We start from the raw sequence: 19,281 nt of genomic DNA, 5'->3' as shown, positions 1-19,281 counted from the left end.
GGCTCCTCAGCTCGGAAGGCGCCTGCCCTACCCAGGCATCGTACGGCGGATGGGTCAGGTGTACAGGTTGATGTCGAGGGCGTCCAGGACCAGTTGGATCGGGTTGGCCAGGGTCTGCGCGGTGCTGCCGGCGAACAGCAGGCCGACCGGGGGAAGCGCGCCGCTCCATGCCCAGACGACGGAGCCGGAGTCGCCGCCCGCGCTGAACTCGGGCGAGCCGATGGGGCGGATCGCGATCTGGTTGGTGAAGAACGCCGGGCCGCTGTCGTAGTTGACGAAGCCGGACCAGGCCAGGCCGTTGATCACGCCCTGCCGGAGTTGCGTGGTCCTGCCGGTCTTGCCGACGACCATGTTGAGTGCCGGGGCGACGGGGGCGCCGGCGATGCGGAAGAAGGACTGGCCGCCGCCCGAGACGTAGGTCAGCTCCCTGCGTACGCGGTCGGGCCAGCACCAGGCGACCGCGCAGTCCACGAGGTTCGGGGCGCCGCCGAACGCGATCGGGCGGAACCGTTCCAGCACCGCGATCTGGTCCGCCGGTGAGGTGCCGCCGTCGAAGGACCCCGGCTGGACGATGGGGTCGTTCAGTGACGCCTTGTTCTCGTCGGCCAGTACGTGGTTGTTGCTCAGCATCATCAGGCGCGAGTTGCGCGGCGCGCTGCGGCCGACGGCCAGGCAGCCCAGCGTGCCCGCCGTGACCGCGGTGTGGCCGGTGGAGATGCCGCCCGGCGCCGGGCGAGCCCGGAAGCGGTGCGGCTGCGCGTCGAACACGCCCTGGCGCACCATCATCGGCACGTCCCGGGCGGAGGAGACGCCGAGGCCGTCCACGACCATCTCGCGTGCCCTGCTGATCTCGGTGGGCTCGGCCACGTACACGGTGAGCGCCGGCTCGCCGGGCGCGATCGGGGATCCGGGTTCGCCGAGCCCGACGGCGACGCCCTGCACGGCGCCGCTGGGCGTCAGGAAGCTGTCCACGTCCTGGGCCCCGGGACGGCCTTCGCGGTGGATGCGCATCAGGGCGCTCTCGAGTTCGCCATGCGCGTCACGGATGGGAGCGGCCACGTCCCGCAGACCCGCGTCGGTGACCGCACTGGCGGCGCGGGACATGACGTCGTCCGCTACGGATGGGAAGGGCTCGGGAAGTCCGGAGGGCGGGGAGAACTCTGGCTTGGCCATGGTTGCCTCGATTCGGCCGGTTCGCCTTGTCGGTTACGGCCCGGCCCCCGCACCGGGCCACTGAGGCCCCAGTGTCCGCCCGCACCGCCCGCCGGGCCTCAGGGCCTGACTCGGGGTTTTCCCTAGGCCGCAGCCCACCGGCCCGGCCCCACCCTCACCGGCGGGGATTGTAGAGTCTGGTCAGAGATCTTGAGGAGGAGGATGTCCATCACGCCGCTGTCCCTGCCGCAGCCTCCTCCGAAGGCGCCGGAGTTCGGGCGGGACGCGTTGATCGTGTGCGAGAGCCTGGTGCGGATCTACCAGTCCGGGTCGGTCGAGGTGCAGGCGCTGCAGGGGCTTGACCTGGTCGTGGACGGCGGGGAGATGGTGGCCGTCGTCGGGGCGTCCGGGTCGGGGAAGTCGACGTTGTTGTCCATCCTGGCCGGGGTGGACGCTCCCACCGCCGGGCGGGTGCGGGTCGATCGGTGGAATCTGCTGGCCATGTCGCGGGGCGATCGTGTCCGGTATCGGCGCGACACCGTGGGATTCGTACGTCAGCAGACGGCCGCCAACCTCATCCCGTACCTGACCGCTCGGCAGATGGTGGACCTGCCGATGACGGCGGCCCGGACTCCCGCCCGCGTTCGCCGCAGGCGCACCGCCGAGTTGCTGAACACGCTGGGCGTCGCCGAGTGCGCCGAGCGGCGGCCCGCGCAGATGTCAGGCGGGCAGCAGATGCGGGTCGCCATCGCGGTCGCCCTGGCCAACGAGCCCCGGGTGTTGCTGGCCGACGAGCCGACCGGAGAGCTGGACAGCGCCACCTCGGCCTCGGTGTTCGGGATGTTACGGGAGGTCAACCGGCGGCTGGGGGTCACCGTGGTCATCGTGACCCACGATCCCGCGGTGAGCGGGCAGGTGGAGCGAACCGTGGCGATTCGCGACGGGCGTACCAGCAGCGAAGTGTTGCGCCGTACCGCGACCGGAGACGACGGCGACCCGCGGGTGATCGCCGAGGAGTACGCCGTGATGGACCGGGCGGGGCGGATCCAGGTGCCGCGCGACTACCGGGAGGCGCTGGCGTTGACGCGGCGGGTCCGGCTGGTGCTGGAGGCCGATCACGTCGCGATCCGTCCCGACGGCGACGGCGGAGCCGCATGAGCGGCAGGGCGCTGGTCAGCGTGCGTGGCGTGCACCGGCGCTACGGCAGCGGGGCGACCGCCGTGCACGCGTTGCGGGATGTCACGTTCGAGCTCGCGCCCGGAACCATGACCGCCCTCGTCGGACGGTCGGGCTCCGGCAAGACCACCCTGCTCAACGTCATCGGCGGCCTGGATCGCCCGGACTCCGGCACGGTCCTCGTGGACGGCACGGACGTCACGGCCCTCGACGAGGACGGCCTGTCGTTGTTACGGCGGGAGAAGGTCTCGTACGTGTTCCAGACCTTCGGCCTGATCCCGGTCCTGTCGGCGGCGGAGAACGTGGGCGCCCCGCTCCGGCTGGCCCGCATGCCGGCGAACGAACGCGAGCGGCGCGTCGCACTGCTGCTGGAGCTGGTCGGCCTGGCCGGCCATGCCGAACAACTTCCCGGTGAGCTGTCCGGCGGGCAGCAGCAGCGGGTGGCGATCGCGCGGGCGCTGGCCGCCTCGCCCCGGCTGCTGATCGCCGACGAGCCGACCGGGCAGCTCGACGCCGAGACCGGGCTGTCGGTGATGGCGTTGTTGCGCGGGGTGGTGGAGTCCGAGGGCGTGACGGCGCTGGTGTCCACGCATGATCCGACGATGCTGGCGCTGGCGGATCGGGTGCTTGAGATCAACGACGGGCACCTGGACGGGCAGGCGGGTTCGTGATCGGTCAGAGTCGCCCGTGCTGAAGCTGGTCGCCCGCCGAGCCCGCGCGCAATGGCCGCTGCTGGCGGCCCTCCTCGCCGTCGCCGTGGTCGGCCCCACCCTGCTGGGCACCTGCGCCCTGCTGCTCACCCGCACCGCCGAGCAGGCGCTGGAAACCGCCGCCTCCCGCGCCACCCCCGAGCAGATCGACGTCACCGCCTACACCGTCACCGTACGCGGCCGGGACGCGAGATCCGTCGCCGACGACACCCGCGACGTGCTGACCTCGGCCCTCGCCCCGTTCGAGACGACGACGGCCGCACGCGCGTCGTCGGCGTTGCGCTCGCTCCCAGCGGATCGCACGTCGTCCGGGCAACCATCGCTCGCGGACGGGCGGGCCGCCGTGGCGTACCTGTCGGGGGTCGAGGACCTGCAGGCCCGCGCCCGGCTGGCCACCGGACGCTGGCCGCGCGCCGGAGCGGCAACGCCGATGGAGGCCGTCGTCCTGGAGCCCACCGCGCGGCAACTCGGCCTCACCGTCGGCGCCCGGGTACGCCTGGGCGCGGAGCTGTCCGACGAGCCCGCCCAGGCGACCCGGGTGGACATCGTCGGCATCGTACGCCCGCTGCCCGGCGCCGGCTGGGACCGTGACCCCCTCGCCGCCGCCGGATACGACCTGTCCTACCGCGACGGCCGCTCCGCACAACCGGTCCAGGCGTACGGACCGTTCATTGTCGACCTCGGCGACCTGCTCGGCGGCGGCTCCACCATCGACCGGCTGGAGATCACCGCCCACCCGGACCTGTCCGCCCCCACCCGCCACGGCCTCGACACCGCCACCCGGGCCGTGCTCGCCGCCGACCGCGAACTGGGACGCACCCTCGGCGACCGGGTACAGATCCAACGCGTCGCCTCCCAGTTGCCCTCGACCCTCCTGGCAGCCGGCGACCAGCAGCAGGTCACCACGGCCGCCGTGCTCGCCGTCGCCGCCATCGGCCTGGTGCTGACCGCGACCGCCCTCGCCCTCGCCGGCCGGCTCAGCGCCGGTGTGCGCGGCGAGGAGACCGCCCTGCTGTCCGCGCTGGGCGTCGGCCGCGGCCGGCTCGCCGCCGCCGCGTTCGCCGAGGCCGGCGCGCTCGCCGTGCTCTCCGCCGCGATCGCGGTCCCCGCCTCGTCGGCCCTGCACGCCGTGCTGACCCGGTTGCCGCCCATGGCCGGGGCCGGGCTCGCCGCGCGACCCGGCGTGAACGGCGCGCAGGTGCTGTCCGTCGCCGCGGGCGCGCTGGCGCTGGCGGTGGTGCTCGTCGTGCCCTCGTTGCGGCGGGTTTCCGGCCTCCGCCACCGGCGCGAACTGCTCGCCCGCTCCGGCGCCGACCTGCTGCTCGTGGTGTTCGCCGCCGTCGGCTGGTGGCAGCTGCGCGACCAGCCGACCGGCTCGGGGTCCCCCATCGACGCGGTACGCGTGCTGGCTCCCGCGCTGCTGCTCATCGCCGGGTCCGCGCTGGCGTTGCGCCTGGTGTGGCCCGCGCTGCGTGGGGTGGAGCGGCTGGCCGGCCGGGCTCGCGGGCTGGTGGTTCCGCTGGCCGCGTTCGAGGCCGCCCGCAGGCCGCAGGCGGTCGCGGCGGGGCTGCTGATCGGGCTGGGCTGCGCGGCGGCCACGTACGGGATCGGGTTCGATGCCACCTGGCAGCGTTCCCAGCAGGATCAGGCCGATCTGTCCGTCGGCACCGACCTCGCGCTCACCCTCGCGGCCCCGCCCGCGGCCGGGCAGGGTGCGGCGGTCGGCGCGGCCACCGGCGGGGAGGTGAGCCCGGCCACCGATCGGGGCATCGCGGTCGGTCAGTGGCTCGGTGGCGCGGGCGACCCGCCGCGGCTGGTCGCCGTGGACACCACCCGCGCCGGCGCGCTGCTGCGCGGGCGGACGGCCGAGGGCCGCACGTGGGCCGAGGTGGGTGCCGGACTCGCGCCGGCGGCTCCGGCCGCCGGGGTCTCCGTCCCGGCCGGCGCCGCGCTCTCCCTGGTCGGGAAGGCGACCGGTACGACGCCGCTCACCGTGACCCCCCGGCTGCTGTTCCAGGATGCGACGGGGTTGCGTACCCCTTGCACGGGTGCGCCCGTTCCGCTCGACGGCAGGGCGCGTCCGCTGCCGGACTGCGCGACGGCCGAGGGGCTGCGGCTGGTCGCGGTGTCCCTTCCGTTCACGTCGGCGAACCCAGCTGCGGGAAACAGCCGGGTCGAGGTGACACTCACCATGCCGGGCACGACCCCCGGCCCGCCGTGGACCGCCACCTCCGCCGCTCCCGCTCCAGGACAACTCGGCGAACCGGCCGTCGCCCTCATCGGCACCTCCGCGGGCACCGAGCTGAGGATGACGACGACCGTCGAGTTGCAGGGCCCGCCGGACGCCGCCAGGAACCTGATCGCCACCGCGTTCCCCGCCCCCGGACCGATGCCCGTCGCCGTCTCCGCGCGCTTCGCCGACGAGGTGGGCGTCCGGCGCGGCTCCGCGCTCGACCTCACCGTCGGCCTCACCCCCGTCCGGGTCAGCGTGGCCGAGGTGCTGCCGGCCGTACCGTCCGCGCCGGGTGCCGGGGCCATCCTGGCCGACTTCGACGCGCTCTCCCGCGCCCTGGCCGTCGGCGGCGACTTCGACGTTCCGGTGGACGCGTGGTGGGTCGGCAACCCCACCAGGGCGGATGCGGCCGATCTCCGGCTCGGCGGCGTCACCACGCGCGAGTCGGAGACCGCCCGGCTCGCCGAGGGCCCGCTGCGGGCCGGGCTGCCGGCCGTGCTCCGGTTGCTCGTGCCGGCCGCGGTGCTGCTGATGATCGCCGGTTTGGTGCTGCATGTGACGTTCGATCTGCGGGCCCGCGCGGTGGAGGTGGCGCGGTTGCGAGGGCTGGGGATGACCCGGCGCGAGATCCGTACCGTGCTGCTCGGCCAGCACGTCGGCATCCTGCTGCCGCTGCTCGCGGCGGGTGCGGTCGTCGGCGCGCTGGCCACCCGCGTCGTCGCGCCCCTGCTCGTCCGCTCCGACACCGGCGCCGCGCCCGTGCCCGAGGTGCTGCCCGTCTGGCCGTGGGCCGCGGAGTCCGTCCTGCTCGCCGTGCTGCTGGCGGGGTGCGCGCTGGCGGTGAGCGCGGTGGTCGCCGTCCAGGCCCGGCGGGTCGATGCCGCGCACCTGCGGGTGGCGTCGTGAGGCTCCGGGCGCCGCACTGGCCCGGCGTCATGAGGCCCCCGGCACCGCACTGGCCCAGCGTCGCCGGTCGGGCCCGCGTGGACGCCGGGCCGTTGCTCCTGGTCGCCGCCGTGGTGGCGGTCGTCGCGCTGCTCGCGGGCGCGGTCCCGCCGATGTTGTCCGCGACCGCCGACGACGCCGTACGAGACGGGGTGCGCACCGGCGGCGACCTCCAGGTGCACGCCCTCATGGAACGCGACGACGGGAACGGCGGCAGCCGCATCCGCCATCCCCGACTGGCCGGAGACGTGGACGACTTCCGCACCAGGGCGGCGGACGAGCTCGGCCCCGGCCTGCGCACCGCGCTGCGTCCACCCGTCGCCACCGTCACCAGCCCCATCCTCAAGATCACCGACGGCAGTGTGCTGCGTACGTTCCAGCTCGCCTACCTGGCCCGCGAAGGCGGGCCCGAGGTGACCTGGGTCGCGGGCGGCCCGCCGGAACCCACCGGCTCCGAGACGGCGGAGCTGCCCTACGGCGCGCCACCGTGGCCGGTGCAGGTGGGCCTGTCGGAGGCGGACGCCGCCGCTCTCCGGCTGCGGCCCGGCGACCCCATCCCGCTGGCCGACGATCAGGGTAACGACAAGAAGGTCCAGGTCAGCGGCGTCTTCCGGCCTCGTGACAACGCCGATCCCGCCTGGCGGCTGGTCCCGTCGTTGTTGAGACCCGCCTCCGGCGCGGACGGCGCGGGCAGCACCCGGTTCGCCGGGCTGTTGTCACGCGACTCCCTGCCCGACGCCCGGCTCGCCTTCGGCCAGGACGAACTGCGGCGTACCGTCTGGTTCACGCCCGACCCGGCCCGGCTCACCTGGGACTCCGTCCCGTCGGTCCACGCGAAGGTGGTCGCGCTCAAGGCGGCCTCCGGCTCCTCCGGCGCCCGGGACGGCTCGCTGAAGTGGGAGACGCGGCTCGACGGGATGCTGCGGGACGTGCGCGCCCAGGTCGAGGCCGCCTCCGCACAGGCGTCCGTCCTGCTCACCGCCCTGCTGGCGGTCGCGGTCCTGGTCCTGCTGCTCGCCGCCGACCTGCTGGCCCGCCGCCGCGCCCCGGCCCTGACCGCCGCCCGGCAGCGGGGGATGTCGTTGCCCGTGATCGGTGGTGAGCTGCTGCTGGAGTCCGCCGTGGTGGCGCTGGCGGGCGCGGCGGCAGGGCTCGGCCTGGCCTGGTACCTCGCGCCGGGGGTCTCCTGGGCGTGGGCTTCTCCCGTGGTGGTGGCCGCCGTCGTGGCCGGGCCGGGGTTCGGCACGGTCGCCGCCGCCCGTGCCACCCGGGATCGGCGGGTCCCGGCCAACCGGAGTGCGCGGCGGTGGCTCCGCCATACCGTACGGCTGCGGCGGGCCGTTCTCGAGGCCGGCGTGCTGGCCGTCACGGTCGCCGCCTTCGTCTCCCTGTACCAGCGTGGGATCGTCGCCGGCGGGGTGTTGCCCGCGAGCGCGCCCACGCTTGGCGCGTTCGCGGGAGCGCTGGTGCTGGTGTGGGCGCTGCCCGTCGGGACGCGCCTCGTGCTCGGGCGGCTCCTGCGGTCGCGCCGGCCGCTGGCGGTGTTCGGGGCCGCGAGGGCGGCTTCCACTCGGGTGCTGCCGCTGCTGGTGCTGGTGACCTCCGTGGCCTTGGCGTCGTACGCGCTCATCCTCGGCGCCACCGTCGGTCAGGGGGCGGCGGACGGACCGCTGGCCTCGGGGCTGCTGCGGTTGGCGTGGGCCTCGGCCGTGACCCTGCCGGCCCTGGGCCTGCTGGGGCTCGCGCTCGGCGCGGCGGCCGGTGCGCCGGAGCGGTGGCAGACCCTGACCCGGCTGCGCACCCTCGGGTTGCGGCCCCGGGAGGCCCGCTGGGTCGCCGTGGGAGAACTGCTGCCGCCGGTGCTGGTCGCCGCCGTGGCCGGTTCGCTGCTCGGGGTGCTGCTGGCCCGCCTGACGTTCGGCTCACTCGCCCTGCGCCTGATCACCGGCGCCGACCCGGCCCCGGCGCTGCCGTGGTGGGGCCTCGGCCTGGTGGCGGTCGCGTTCCCGGCGGCGGTCGCCGTCGTGGTGCCCGTCGAATCGGCGCTCCGCCGGCGCCGGCGGCTGAGCGAGGTGCTTCGCGCGGGCGCCACCTGAGGCTCCGCGCGGACGTCACCTGGGGAGGAAGACGCCTCTCCGGTTACCATCTTTCCGTACCCTGCTTCGAGCGTGGAGGGGGCGGACATGACGGCCGAGGAATGGGCGCTCGCGGCGGCTGTTTTCTGCGCGGGGCTCGCGGCGGGCTTCCTGGGCGGGTTGTGCGTGATCCTCCGTCCCACGCTCGCGGCGATGAGCGGCCGGGACTTCAGGAACTTCATGGAGACGTTCCTCCGGTACGCGAACAACGGCTGGGGCAAGGCGTACAACTACGCCTGGTCGGGTGGGACGAGCGTCGCGGCGATCGTCGCGCTCGCGTTCCTCCGGGACGATCTCGGCTCGGCCTCGTTCGTGCTCACGGCGGTCGGCCTGGGTGTCGTGGTCGTCGGCATCCTCATCGTCTCCAACGTGTGGAAGACACCGCACTACAAGGTGATGCTGGCCTGGAACCCCGAGGCCATGCCGGCGGACTGGGAAGCGGGACGGCAGCGCTACTTCGCCATCAACTGGATCCAGTTCGGGACGACCTGGGCGGCGTTCGCACTCTTCCTGCTGGCTCTGATCTCGCTCTGACCCCGAAAATCATTTGCCCCGCGTGGTGAAACTCGGGGAACGTGGTGTCCATGAGGCTTTGAGGCTGTTTCGAGTTGGTACGGCGCCCGCCCGCGCCGTGATGCCGCCCGCCCATACCCACGTTCAGCGAAGAGAGAGCGTCTTTGTCTCAGCAACACTCCCGGCCCTCCGCCACGGTCACCGTGTTCGCCTCCCCCACGAGCTGGATCGAGTCCGATGCCGTCGCACAGTGCCACCAGGTGGCCGCCCTCGACGGCATGACGCACGTCGCCGGCATGCCCGACCTGCACCCCGGCAAGGGCGCCCCCATCGGCGCGGCCATGACGTCGACGATCCTGTACCCGTTCCTGGTGGGCTCCGACATCGGTTGCGGCATCGCCGTGTTCCCCATCAGGCTCCGGCGCGCCGTACCCGAGAAGCTCGCCGCCCGCTTCCCCGACCTCGATCGTGCGCTGGACCCCGAGCAGGACGCCGACGACCCGGCCTGGGACGTGCTGAAGGGCGACATCCCCGCGGGTCACGTCGAGGGTCTCGGCACGGTCGGCCGGGGCAACCACTTCGTCGAGCTGGCCCGGATCGGGACCGTCTTCGAGCCGGAGCACGCGAGCCATCTCGGACTCGCCGCCGGTGACCTGGTCCTCGTCGTCCACAGCGGTTCCCGGGGTCTGGGCGAACGCATCCTGCGGGCGCACACCGAGCTGCACGGCGCGGGCCCCGCCCCCGATCCCGGCGCCTACCTGGCCATGCACGACGACGCCGTACGCTGGGGGTCGCTCAACCGGCGGCTGCTGGCCGCCCGGGTCGCCCACGCCCTGGGGGCCGAGCCCACCGAGCCGATCGTCGACCAGTGCCACAACCTGGTCGAGATCCGCGACGGGAGCTACCTGCACCGCAAGGGCGCCGCGCCGGGCGACGGCCGCGACGTGCTCATCGCCGGCACCCGTGGCACCCCCTCCTACCTCGTGGCCGGCCACGCCGGGCCGGAGGCCGGTCATTCGGTGGCGCACGGCGCGGGCCGCAAGATGTCGCGGGCCGACGCGCTGCGCCGGGGCCGGGCCAAGCACACGGTCGAGGAACTGCGCCGTACGCCGGTGGGGTCGCTGGTGGTGTGCGGCGACCGGCAACTGCTCTTCGAGGAGGCGCCGACGGCGTACAAGCGCATCGAGCAGGTGATCGACGATCTCGTCGAGCACGGCCTGGCCACCCCCGTGGCCACCACGATCCCGCTGGTCACCTACAAGACCGCCGACCTGGGGTCCAAGGGCAGGCGCAAGCCCGGGCGGCGGTCGTGAGCGTGCACCTGCTGCTGTCGGCCGGGCGGGGCCCGCAGGAATGCGCGTGGGCGCTGGCCAAGCTGCTGCACCGCCTGGAAACCGACGCCACCCGGCACGACCTGCGGACTGATCGGGAGCAAACCGTCCCGGGCGACCGTCCCGGCACCTACCGATCGGCCCTCGTCCGCATCACGGGAGCCGGCGCCGAGGCGTTTGCCGCGTCGTGGACCGGAACCCTGTGCTGGCAGGCCCCCAGCCCATACCGGCCCGCCACCAGCCGGAAGAACTGGTACGTCATCGCCCGGCCGTGCCAGGTCGGCACCCAACGCACGACGTTCGCGGAAACGGACGTCGACGTCGTCGCCTGCCGCACCGGCGGTCCCGGCGGCCAGCACCGCAACAAGGCCAGCACGGCCGTGCGGGCGACCCACCGGCCCACCGGGATCGTCGTCGTGGTCGACACCGAGCGCCAGTTCAGCCTCAACCGCCGCATCGCCATGCGGCTGCTGCGAGAGCGCATCGAACACGACGACGACGCGGCCGAGCGCGCCGTCATCACCGACCGCTGGCACATCCACGACGAACTCGTACGCGGCAACCCCACCCGCACGGAACGCCCGGGAAAAGCCTGACCGCCCGCCTGCTTCAGCGTGCGGATGGCCAGCGTGGCGTGGCCGGATCCGCCTGCTCCAGGTCGGCCCAGTCCTCCCGCACCGGGGCGAACGCCTCCACCACGACCGCCCCTTCCGGCCCCGCCTGAACCTCGTGGGGAACGTGCGCGAGGATCCGCCAGGAGCCGCCGGGGCCGAGATCACGGGTCTCCTGCCCGACGCGGAAGGTGAGCGTGCCCTGCAGGCACACACCGATCTGCTCGTTGGCATGGCGGTGCTCGGGGACCAGGCCGCCCGCAGGCAGCTCGACGACGGCCAGGGTGAGCTGCTCGCCCTGGATCACGCGGGCCAGGACGTCCTTCCAGACCAGGATGGGCGGGATGGCGTTCAGTGTGGTCAGCATCATGCGGCTCCGTACACGGGGGTGGTCCATTCGGGATGGCCTCACGGCGGGGATGGCCGGCTACGGGCGCGTGCCGCGAGGAGTTCCGAATCGCATGCCGTCAGAATGGGCGGAGCCGAGCATTAAGCACAATCGACAGCTCCTTAACGAACGGTTTAGCGTTTCCGTATGCTCGACCTGGCCAGGCTCCGCGTGCTGCGTGAGGTGGCCCGCCACGGGTCGCTCACCCGTGCCGCCGCCGCGCTGTCGTACACCACCTCGGCGCTGTCGCAGCAGATCTCCGTGCTCGAACGGGAGGCCGGGGCCCGGCTGTTCGAGCGGCACGCCCGGGGCGTCCGCCTGACCGAGGCCGGGCGCGCGCTCCTGGACCACACCGAGCGGATCTTGACGGAACTGCGTGCCGCCGAGAGCACGCTGGCCGCGATCCGCACCGGGGAGGGCGGCAGGCTGCGGTTCGGCTCGTTCACGACGGCCAACGCCACGCTCATGCCCCTGGCCGTGCGCGCCTTCCTGCGCGAGCGGCCGGGAGTGTCGGTGGAGTTGGTCGAGGCCGACCGCGACGAGGCCATGGCAGCCGTCGCCGCGCACGAACTGGACCTGGCGCTCGTGTACGAGTTCCCCGCCGTGCCCCTGGTGCTGCCCGCGAACGTCGAGGTGCGCCCGCTGCTCACCGACCCGCTGCACATCGCGCTACCGCCGGGCCACCGCCTGGCCGGTCGCGCCCGCATCCGGCTCGCCGACCTGGCCGGCGAACGGTGGATCCAGGGGGTGCGCCGGGGATCCACGGTGGACGTCCTGCCCCGGGCCTGCCGGCAGGCGGGGTTCGAGCCGGTCATCGCCTTCAGGACCGACGACCAGATGACGGTCAGAGGGCTGGTCGCGGCGGGGCTCGGGGTGGCGCTCGCCCCCTTCCTCACTCTCCCCGCGACCGCCCCCGACCTCGTCGTACGCCCCTTGAGCGAACCGTCGCTGACCAGGACCGTGCTGACCGCCACACCGGCACAGGCGCACCGGCTGCCCGCGGCCGTCGCGATGATCGAGCACCTGCGCTCCGTGGCCACGCGACTGCGATCGGCCGAGGGACCTGACCGCGGCTGATTCGACCATCCGCACGTCAGCGTTCCATCATCCACGGGCACCGCCGCGCCTTGCGCATCCCTACCCGTCGCGGTGGACGCCCTGCGCCGAGAGCCCGAGCGCGTCGCGGAGGGCCTCGGTGCCGGTCGCGCCGACGATCTGCGTGCCGTTCCCGAAGACGAATCGCGGCACGGTGGTGACGCCCTCCCGCCGTGCCGCGGCCACCTGCTCACGTACCTCCGCGAAGCCCTCCCCGGAGGCGAGGAAGTCCCGCACCCGGCGGCCGGCCATGCCGGCCCGCTCGGCCAGGTCGGTGAGGCGCGTGTGGTCGGCGATGTTCACGCCGTCGCGGAAGTAGGCGTCGAAGAGGGCGGTCGCCAGCGCGGCCTGCACCGCGGGACCGTGTTCGTTCAGGGCGAGCCACAACAACCGGTGCGCGGTCAGGGTGTTGACCGCCACCGCACGGTCGAACCGGTACTCGACCCCTTCTCTGGCGCCGACCTGCGTCATCCCCGTGAGCATCGCCTCGGCCTGCTCAGGACCGAACAACTCGGCCGCCGCGTCCATCAGCGGCCGGGGGTCGTCGGGCGCGTCGGGCATGAGCTGGTACGGACGATGGACGAGTTCGACGTCCTGTTCCGCACCGGCCTCGCGGACCGCGCGATGAAACTGGTGCGCGCCGAGACGGCACCACGGGCACGTTATGTCGCCGTACATCTCTACTCTCATGTTGCGAGCGTCCCAGCGCCGGACGGACCGGGACCAGGCTGCGCTTTTCCTGGCTCTGGCAGGGCCAGGATGCGGTTCCCCAGCCCTGGCAGGGCCGGACTCGCCGCGCGTACACTCGCGCTGATGGCAGAGACAGAGCTGGGCGCGTTCCTGCGCGCGCACCGGGAGGCGGTCTCGCCGGCCGAGGTAGGGCTCCCGAACGGGAACCGGCGTCGCACCCCCGGGCTGCGCCGGGCCGAGCTGGCCACGCTCGCCGGCGTCAGCGTGGACTACCTCACCAGGCTGGAGCAGGGGCGCGACCGCAGCCCGTCCGCCCAGGTGCTCACCGCGCTCTCGGACACGCTGGGCCTGTCCCGCGATGAGCGGATCCACCTGCACCGGCTGGCGAAGGCCACCGGCGGCGGCGCGTGCGACGGGACCGCCGCGGCGCGGCCCCTGACGGTGCGCCCGACCGTGCGGGCGCTGCTCGACCGGCTCGAACCCGCGCCGGCACTGGTCGTCAACCGGCCGGGCGACCTGCTGGCGTGGACGGAGGGGTTCGCGCGGCTCGCCGGCCCGGCCGGGCTGCTGGAGGTCCCGCTGCCGAACCTGGTCCGGTACGTCTTCACCGACCCGCGCGCGCTCGACGTCCATCCCGACTGGGAGGCGGTCGCCGGCGAGCGGACCGCCGCGCTGCGGGCCGCCGCCGCGCTCGGCGACCCGCACGCGGCGCTGCTCGCCGAGGAGCTGACGATCACCGTGGGCGCCCGCTTCCGCGACCGGTTCGAGGGCTCGGCCGCGCTGCCCGCGCGCACCGGCGTCGAGCGGTGGGCGCACCCGGAGGCCGGGGAGTTGCGGCTGGCGTACGAGAGCCTGGAACTGCCCGACTCCGACGAGCGGCGGCTGGTCGTCTACCTCGCCTCCGACGAGGCCACCGCCACCGCCCTCGACCGCCTCACCGCTGCCTGACAGCAGGTCGGCGTGTCAGTGGCCGCGTCAGGACGGCGACGGCCCGGTATCAGCACGGTCGGCGAGAGTTGGCGCCATGAACGGGACAGCGAACGCAGCCACCACAAGGCGGCCGGCACGCGTCACCCTTGTGAAAGGACACACCATCATGGCCATCAACCTCACCGACCAGGACCAGCTCACCCTCCGCGTCGCCGCCTGGGGCGCCGTCTCCCTGATGTCCGCCGCCGGCGCCGCCGGCTCGGCCCACAAGACCGCCACCGAAGGATCCATCGCCCTCACCTCCGCCACCGGCCCCATCGGGCACGTCATCGCCAAGGCGCCCAAGGGCATCAAGTACGGCAAGACCGTCGCCGACCTCGCCGACCAGGTCCTGCCCGCCCTGACCGCGTCCATGACCCTGCTCAAGCAGCAGGACCCGGCCGAGGCCGACAACTTCCGCGCCACCGTCATCGTCGCCCTCGAAGCCGCCGCCCGCATCCACCAGGGTCAGCCCAGCCCTACCCTGACCGACATGGCCCGCAAGATCACCGAGGCCCTCGACGCCGCCTGACGCATGAGGGCCCGGCGCTCATCTCCACCGGTGGCACCCGGCGCCCACGTTCAAACCGGCCGGGATTCCCGCAAGGGGAAGTTGCGGACCGCGCGTGACCGGCTGAAGGCGCGCGCGATCCGCCGCAACCTCCTGACCTCGGCGGCGACGAGTTCGCCGGGCATGCGCGTGTGCTCGGGGGGCGGGGCCGGGGCCGGCTGCGTGGCGGGCGGTGACCCGATCATCAGGGCACGTCGCAGCAGGCACGCCTCGACGGCGGCCTGGAGGGAAGGTCCGGTCAGGCGGCGGCCCCGGCAGTACGCCTCCGCCTCCGCCCAGGCCTCGGGGCCCAGCCGGGAACGCAGCAGCACGAAGCCGTCGTTGATCTCGACGACCCGGCGCGTGATCCGGTATCCGGTGTTCCGCACCGTCAGCAGGTCGTGCAGCGCGGAGCGGGGCGGGGGGTCGAGCGCGATGTTCGGCACGGCCTCGTACAACACGGTCCACAGGTGGTAGAGGCGGACACGGGAGACGTAGTCACGCAGCCACGCGGCCGCGGCCGATGCCCGCGCGCCCCATGACGAGGCCGTGCAGCCGAGGGAGGCGAGCACCACACCACCGCAGATCACCAGCCGGGCGACGGGCTCCAGGCCGTGCACGGGGAGTCCGGCCTGCTTGCCGAGCACGTCAATGCCCCTGATGATCGCGTAGACCAGGCCCAGGAAGGACGCGGCGGCCACCAGGTACAACCCCAGCCGCCGCCATCCGGGCCCGTCGCTGTACGCGCTGCGCCAGCACAACAGGGTGTTGCTCACCTGCACCACGCCGAAGACGATCACGTACACGGCGAGGTAGGTGGCGACCCGGGGGTCGCCCGCGTACCTGACGACGAAGTTGGTGGGCTCCTCGGCGAGCGGCGGGATCCGCCGGAAGAGGACCGTCATCACGCCGACGATCAGCGCCCAGGTCAGGAGATGCCACCAGATGGCCGCCCGGACCCGCTCCTCGGGGACGAGCCACAACAGGACCAGCAGGTGTACGGCGAGCGCGAACCCGATGGCCGACGCCTGGGAGATCAGCGCGGACACGTTGGCGGCGTCCAGGCTCAGGTCGAGCCAGGTCCAGACCGCGGGGATGGCGACGGTCATGGTGACGGCCAGGAACAGCAGCGCCACCGACAACGTGATCAATCCGGGGTTGCGACCGCCCCTGACCACGTATGTGATCTTGAGTATCGCCACGAGCCACACCAGGGCCGCGCTGGGAATGTAGAGCGCCGCGTTCACCGATCACCTCGGGCGGCGGCCGAGAGTGCGCTCAAGGCGAGAATTGCGGCCGGGGTACTCCGCCGGGGAGCGGTCGGGGAGACGGCGCGCCCTCTCCAGGATCCGCGTGGCGACGTACTCGGCCTCGTACTCCACCCTCTCCTCGTACGTGGTCCTGCCGAGGTAGTTGGTCTGGCCGAGCACCGTCGCCACCATCTTGGGATCCAGCGACGGGAACACGATGCGGTGCAGCCGCGCCGGGTCGTGGCCGAGCAGCAGATGCGCCAGTTCGTGCAGGATGATGTGCTCTTGGTGCAGGGCCGTGGTGTACGGCTGATAGCGGATGATGTCGAGCTCTTCGCGCATCTCCGTCAGCCCATAGAGGCGGCTGGGAAGCTCCACCATGGGGATCACCCTGATCTCGCGCCCTCGTGCCGCGCCGACCTGTTCACACAGTTTGCGCGCGCTGAACGGAACAGGAAGCCTCAGCTCCTGCACGAGCCGCCCGCACTCGTACCAGATATCTTTGCGACACACGTCCCGCCTCGCACTCTTGAGGGCCGTGGGGGTTAAGGACCGCCGGCCGTGTCGGGCCCCGCCTCGCCGTCGGGCAGGTCTTCGAGCTCGCGCATCCGCTCGACGACTTCTCTGATGGAGGCGAGGCTCTCAGCCGACAACCCCGCTGCCCGCATCGCCATCGACTTAACTCCGGCATCCTTGAACGCGTTGAGGAGCTTGAGTTGCTCCATGAGGGCAGGATCGTCCTCAAGGAAGTACTGCGAGGGTACGCCGAAGAAGCGAGCGAGCGCCTCGATGTGCTTGATGGTCGGATTGTCGCGCTCGCCCTTGCGCAGGTACCAGATATAAGTGCCGGAGATGGTGGGCCCGCCTCGATCCTTGAGGCCCGCGGCCACCTCGTCGTTGCTGTACGGGCCTCTGCCCGGCGGGTGAACGGTCTGGAAGAGAAATTCTAGCTTCTCGGCGAGCGTCATCGGTGGCTGCCCTGACCCCTGGTCCGTCATGCCGGCCCCTCCCACCGCTCGGCGGTAACTGCTGTGAAGAGCGTACCGCATCCGCCCTGACATGAGTTGACAACCGGTCGGTGTCCATCCAAGCTGATCCTATAACTTCTATGAATATCAAGCGGCAAAGATCTTAACATCAGTTGAGATTCTCCTGGCGACTGGGTCACATGAGAGGACCCGATCCGATGCGCACCATAGAAACCATCGCAGCGGAGATGTTCGGTGCCGGATGGGAAGTTTTCGTCGTCCCCATCACGAGCGGCATCTTCGTCACCGCCCTCATCGGCGGCATGCGGGCCATGTGGACCCGCCGCCGCGTACCCAAGGTGGTCTCCCGGCGGGTCCGCCGCAAGAACTACCTCAACACGGTGGGCAACGAGTCCGCGCAGAAGGGCACCCAGCGGATCGACGTCGTGGCCTTCGGCCTGGCGCCGGCCACCGAGAAGCGCACGATCGACATCCGCAAGACCTGGGAGCGGATCAACAGGGACGGCTGCGTCCGGGTGGTCACCCACGACTCCGAGGACAACATCCGCGGCGGCGTGGACCTGCTCAACCGGGGCATCCAGGTCCGGGTCGCCCAGCCGGAGCTGGGCATGGGGAACTTCAGCTTCCACCTGTTCTCCCGCGAGCCCGCCGAGGAGTCCACCCTGATCGTCAACCACCGCGTCGAGGGCAAGGACCGGCCGGCCAGGCAGGACGGGCTCGCGGCGACCCAGATCCTGGGTGAGTACTTCGAGAGGGTCTGGGACGGCGGTCAACCACTGGAGGCGGTGCTCGCCAAGATGATCTGCGGCCATGTCGCGGGGCACGGCGACGCGGCGGAGGTGCGGCAGGCGCTGCGGAAGACCGAGCGGTTGCTCGGCATCGACCTGCGGGACGGGGCCAAGGTGCTGCCCCACCTGGCCTTCGGCAACGACTGTCAGGTGGTGTTCATCCTCGGGCTGCCGGGCTCGGGCAAATCACTCGTACGCCGCTCGCTGGCACGACACCTGGAGACGATGGGCATCCAGACGGCCCAGCTCTCCGACTACAGCTTCATCTACGGCGACTACGTGCGCGATGCGATCAAGCTGGAGTCCGCCCGCGGCGGCGACTTCATCGCGCACTCCGCCGGAGCTTTCGAGGTGAGCGACACCGCCGTCCTCGGGCCCGCGCTGCAGGCGCTGGCCCAGGCCGTCCGCGTCAACGTCAAGCAGCGGGGCAAGGTCGCCCTCGTCGAGTTCGCCAGGCCCAACCTGCTGTCGGCGCTGCGGGAGTTCGAGGACCTCAGGTCCAACAGCCGGGTCGTGTACGTGAGCGCCGCCGACCGGTTGCGGGCCGAGCGGCTCAACCGCCGCGTCGAACCGCTCGAAGTGATCGTGTCCGGCACGGACATCACGATCAGGACCAGCGACAACCATCTGCTCCCGACCTCGGCCAACCAGGCCATCTACGCCAAGGACAACATCGACGACCTCAAGGCCGACACGCACTGGAACCGCCGGGTGTTCCAGATCCACAACGACATCGACGACACCGGCACCAGGATAGACGCGCGGCTGGACGAGTTCGTGGAGAACGTCATCCGCCCGTACTGGCTGCCGCGCCGCCATCAACCGTAGCCCCGGGGGTGTGGCGGCGCCCGGCTTCCCGCCGGTCGCCGCCACGAGGTGCCGGTTGTCAGACGCGCTTCCAGAGGGCGGCCACGTTCGACGGCTCCCAGCCGGCGAGCGCGGTGTGTGCCTGGAGGCACTCATACGTCTGCCCGCCGAACGTCACCCTGTCGCCCACGCGGTAGGCCGTGCCGGCGCTCCACGTGCCGCCGGGCTGGTTGGACGTGGGGGTGGGCGTCGGCTTCGGGGGCGAGGTGGGGGTCGGCGTGGGAGTCGGCGTCGTCGGGGTGCCGCCGCCGCCGAAGTCCACGTCGGAGCAGGTGTAGAACGCCTCGTTGCTGCCGACCACGCGCTGCCAGATCGAGTACAGGATGTGCCGGCCGCTACGTTGCGGGAGGTTGATGCTCCAGTTGGTGAACGTCGTCGGGTTCTGGCCGTTGAACGTCTTGATGTGGACCAGGTCGGACCACTTCAGGGGCATGGTCGGGTTCCAGCCCGCGCGGGTGATGTAGAACTCGAAGTTGCTGTTGGAGTGCGGGGCGGTGGCGTGGTAGGTGAGCTGGAAGTTGCCGGAGCTCACCTTGGTCGCGGGCCAGTCGGCGCGCTGCAGGTCCAGGCCACGGTACTTCTCGCGCCCCGCGCTGCAGAGCTTGCCGTCCGGGATGAGCTGGCGGTGCCGTCCGCCCGCTTCGAGCAGGGAGACCTCGTTCCAGTCGTAGAAGGCCTGCGTGCCGGCGGCCGCGACGGCGGCCTTGCAGGCGGCGGACTTCGGCGACTCCGGGCCCTCGTTCTTGCAGACGTAGACCCGGCTGGGCGGGTTGGACATGGTGCCGTGGGCGTTGGCCGCCGACGCCGGCAGCAGGGCCAGCAGTCCGGAGGCGGCAACCGCGGCGGCCATCGTGCTCTTGCGCATCTTGCACTCCTGGGGGTGGGAGGA

At 72.5% G+C, this 19,281-nt stretch carries 18 protein-coding genes; 11 read left to right on the top strand and 7 right to left on the bottom strand.

The window, feature by feature from the left end; genetic code table 11:
* Positions 1–54: 54 nt before the first annotated feature.
* Entirely contained in the window at positions 55–1,173 is a 1,119-nt protein-coding gene (locus AB0I81_RS15405; RefSeq protein WP_360656197.1) for a hypothetical protein, read from the bottom strand.
* A 201-nt stretch (positions 1,174–1,374) separates the two neighbouring features.
* Here AB0I81_RS15405 and AB0I81_RS15400 point away from each other — a divergent pair, with 201 nt between their 5' ends.
* The 7 genes from AB0I81_RS15400 (at position 1,375) to prfH (ending at position 10,791) form a co-directional block, all read left to right on the top strand.
* Complete coding sequence (locus AB0I81_RS15400) at positions 1,375–2,310, top strand: ABC transporter ATP-binding protein (protein WP_360656194.1); 936 nt, start codon at positions 1,375–1,377, stop codon at positions 2,308–2,310.
* Positions 2,307–2,999, top strand: coding sequence for an ABC transporter ATP-binding protein (locus AB0I81_RS15395; RefSeq protein ID WP_360656190.1), 693 nt, complete (start codon positions 2,307–2,309; stop codon positions 2,997–2,999). The genes AB0I81_RS15400 and AB0I81_RS15395 overlap by 4 nt, the downstream gene beginning before the upstream one ends.
* Positions 2,956–6,177 (top strand): FtsX-like permease family protein, encoded by a 3,222-nt coding sequence (locus AB0I81_RS15390; RefSeq protein WP_360656187.1) that lies wholly within the window; start codon positions 2,956–2,958, stop codon positions 6,175–6,177. Before AB0I81_RS15395 ends, AB0I81_RS15390 begins: the two co-directional genes overlap by 44 nt.
* Positions 6,178–6,206: 29 nt before the next feature.
* Complete coding sequence (locus tag AB0I81_RS15385) at positions 6,207–8,312, top strand: ABC transporter permease (RefSeq protein WP_360656184.1); 2,106 nt, start codon at positions 6,207–6,209, stop codon at positions 8,310–8,312.
* A gap of 87 nt (positions 8,313–8,399) precedes the next feature.
* Positions 8,400–8,885 (top strand): hypothetical protein, encoded by a 486-nt coding sequence (locus AB0I81_RS15380; RefSeq protein ID WP_360656181.1) that lies wholly within the window; start codon positions 8,400–8,402, stop codon positions 8,883–8,885.
* 143 nt (positions 8,886–9,028) lie between these two features.
* On the top strand, positions 9,029–10,177 hold the full coding sequence (locus AB0I81_RS15375) for an RNA ligase RtcB family protein (RefSeq protein WP_360656178.1): 1,149 nt from the start codon (positions 9,029–9,031) through the stop codon (positions 10,175–10,177).
* Positions 10,174–10,791: a peptide chain release factor H gene (prfH, locus tag AB0I81_RS15370; protein WP_360656175.1), complete on the top strand. Its 618-nt coding sequence runs from the start codon at positions 10,174–10,176 to the stop codon at positions 10,789–10,791. The genes AB0I81_RS15375 and prfH overlap by 4 nt, the downstream gene beginning before the upstream one ends.
* Before the next feature lie 13 nt (positions 10,792–10,804).
* Here the strand turns inward: prfH and AB0I81_RS15365 are convergent, their stop codons facing one another.
* Entirely contained in the window at positions 10,805–11,176 is a 372-nt protein-coding gene (locus AB0I81_RS15365; RefSeq protein WP_360656172.1) for a cupin domain-containing protein, read from the bottom strand.
* A 165-nt stretch (positions 11,177–11,341) separates the two neighbouring features.
* Here AB0I81_RS15365 and AB0I81_RS15360 point away from each other — a divergent pair, with 165 nt between their 5' ends.
* Positions 11,342–12,271 carry a LysR family transcriptional regulator gene (locus tag AB0I81_RS15360; RefSeq protein WP_360656169.1) on the top strand — a complete coding sequence of 310 codons (930 nt, stop codon included), beginning with the start codon at positions 11,342–11,344 and terminating at the stop codon, positions 12,269–12,271.
* 60 nt (positions 12,272–12,331) lie between these two features.
* On the opposite strand, the gene AB0I81_RS15355 is transcribed toward AB0I81_RS15360, so the two are convergent.
* Positions 12,332–12,979 (bottom strand): DsbA family oxidoreductase, encoded by a 648-nt coding sequence (locus tag AB0I81_RS15355; protein ID WP_360656166.1) that lies wholly within the window; start codon positions 12,977–12,979, stop codon positions 12,332–12,334.
* A 123-nt stretch (positions 12,980–13,102) separates the two neighbouring features.
* Here AB0I81_RS15355 and AB0I81_RS15350 point away from each other — a divergent pair, with 123 nt between their 5' ends.
* Both AB0I81_RS15350 and AB0I81_RS15345 read left to right on the top strand, forming a co-directional pair.
* The gene (locus AB0I81_RS15350; RefSeq protein ID WP_360656163.1) at positions 13,103–13,927 is read left to right on the top strand and encodes a helix-turn-helix transcriptional regulator; all 825 of its coding nucleotides are present in this window, start codon (positions 13,103–13,105) and stop codon (positions 13,925–13,927) included.
* Positions 13,928–14,075: 148 nt separating this feature from the next.
* Positions 14,076–14,480, top strand: coding sequence for a hypothetical protein (locus tag AB0I81_RS15345; RefSeq protein ID WP_360656160.1), 405 nt, complete (start codon positions 14,076–14,078; stop codon positions 14,478–14,480).
* 50 nt (positions 14,481–14,530) lie between these two features.
* Here the strand turns inward: AB0I81_RS15345 and AB0I81_RS15340 are convergent, their stop codons facing one another.
* The 3 genes from AB0I81_RS15340 to AB0I81_RS15330 all read right to left on the bottom strand — a co-directional run bounded on the left by AB0I81_RS15340 (position 14,531) and on the right by AB0I81_RS15330 (position 16,716).
* Positions 14,531–15,745, bottom strand: coding sequence for an MAB_1171c family putative transporter (locus tag AB0I81_RS15340; protein ID WP_360656157.1), 1,215 nt, complete (start codon positions 15,743–15,745; stop codon positions 14,531–14,533).
* A gap of 3 nt (positions 15,746–15,748) precedes the next feature.
* The gene (locus tag AB0I81_RS15335; protein ID WP_360656154.1) at positions 15,749–16,129 is read right to left on the bottom strand and encodes a hypothetical protein; all 381 of its coding nucleotides are present in this window, start codon (positions 16,127–16,129) and stop codon (positions 15,749–15,751) included.
* 164 nt (positions 16,130–16,293) lie between these two features.
* Positions 16,294–16,716: an XRE family transcriptional regulator gene (locus tag AB0I81_RS15330; protein WP_360656151.1), complete on the bottom strand. Its 423-nt coding sequence runs from the start codon at positions 16,714–16,716 to the stop codon at positions 16,294–16,296.
* Between the two features lie 218 nt (positions 16,717–16,934).
* Between AB0I81_RS15330 and AB0I81_RS15325 the strand changes: the two genes are divergently transcribed.
* Positions 16,935–18,353 carry a hypothetical protein gene (locus tag AB0I81_RS15325; RefSeq protein WP_360656148.1) on the top strand — a complete coding sequence of 473 codons (1,419 nt, stop codon included), beginning with the start codon at positions 16,935–16,937 and terminating at the stop codon, positions 18,351–18,353.
* Between the two features lie 58 nt (positions 18,354–18,411).
* Here AB0I81_RS15325 and AB0I81_RS15320 read toward each other — a convergent pair whose 3' ends face one another.
* Positions 18,412–19,257, bottom strand: a complete 846-nt coding sequence (locus AB0I81_RS15320; protein WP_360656145.1) for a lytic polysaccharide monooxygenase — start codon at positions 19,255–19,257, stop codon at positions 18,412–18,414.
* Between the last annotated feature and the right edge of the window lie 24 nt (positions 19,258–19,281).

It is taken from the genome of Nonomuraea sp. NPDC050404, assembly GCF_040655495.1.
In the GTDB taxonomy this organism is placed as follows: Bacteria; Actinomycetota; Actinomycetes; order Streptosporangiales; family Streptosporangiaceae; genus Nonomuraea.
Note: the sequence above shows the minus strand (reverse complement) of the source record. Positions and strands in the feature narration are given on the sequence as shown.

Coding starts and splice junctions, on each gene's coding strand:
- AB0I81_RS15405 (WP_360656197.1), bottom strand. CDS start 1,173: ATGGCCAAGCCAGAGTTCTCCCCGCCCTCCGGACTTCCCGAGCCCTTC.
- AB0I81_RS15400 (WP_360656194.1), top strand. CDS start 1,375: ATGTCCATCACGCCGCTGTCCCTGCCGCAGCCTCCTCCGAAGGCGCCG.
- AB0I81_RS15395 (WP_360656190.1), top strand. CDS start 2,307: ATGAGCGGCAGGGCGCTGGTCAGCGTGCGTGGCGTGCACCGGCGCTAC.
- AB0I81_RS15385 (WP_360656184.1), top strand. CDS start 6,207: ATGAGGCCCCCGGCACCGCACTGGCCCAGCGTCGCCGGTCGGGCCCGC.
- AB0I81_RS15380 (WP_360656181.1), top strand. CDS start 8,400: ATGACGGCCGAGGAATGGGCGCTCGCGGCGGCTGTTTTCTGCGCGGGG.
- AB0I81_RS15365 (WP_360656172.1), bottom strand. CDS start 11,176: ATGATGCTGACCACACTGAACGCCATCCCGCCCATCCTGGTCTGGAAG.
- AB0I81_RS15360 (WP_360656169.1), top strand. CDS start 11,342: ATGCTCGACCTGGCCAGGCTCCGCGTGCTGCGTGAGGTGGCCCGCCAC.
- AB0I81_RS15355 (WP_360656166.1), bottom strand. CDS start 12,979: ATGAGAGTAGAGATGTACGGCGACATAACGTGCCCGTGGTGCCGTCTC.
- AB0I81_RS15350 (WP_360656163.1), top strand. CDS start 13,103: ATGGCAGAGACAGAGCTGGGCGCGTTCCTGCGCGCGCACCGGGAGGCG.
- AB0I81_RS15345 (WP_360656160.1), top strand. CDS start 14,076: ATGGCCATCAACCTCACCGACCAGGACCAGCTCACCCTCCGCGTCGCC.
- AB0I81_RS15335 (WP_360656154.1), bottom strand. CDS start 16,129: ATGGTGGAGCTTCCCAGCCGCCTCTATGGGCTGACGGAGATGCGCGAA.
- AB0I81_RS15330 (WP_360656151.1), bottom strand. CDS start 16,716: ATGACGCTCGCCGAGAAGCTAGAATTTCTCTTCCAGACCGTTCACCCG.
- AB0I81_RS15325 (WP_360656148.1), top strand. CDS start 16,935: ATGCGCACCATAGAAACCATCGCAGCGGAGATGTTCGGTGCCGGATGG.
- AB0I81_RS15320 (WP_360656145.1), bottom strand. CDS start 19,257: ATGCGCAAGAGCACGATGGCCGCCGCGGTTGCCGCCTCCGGACTGCTG.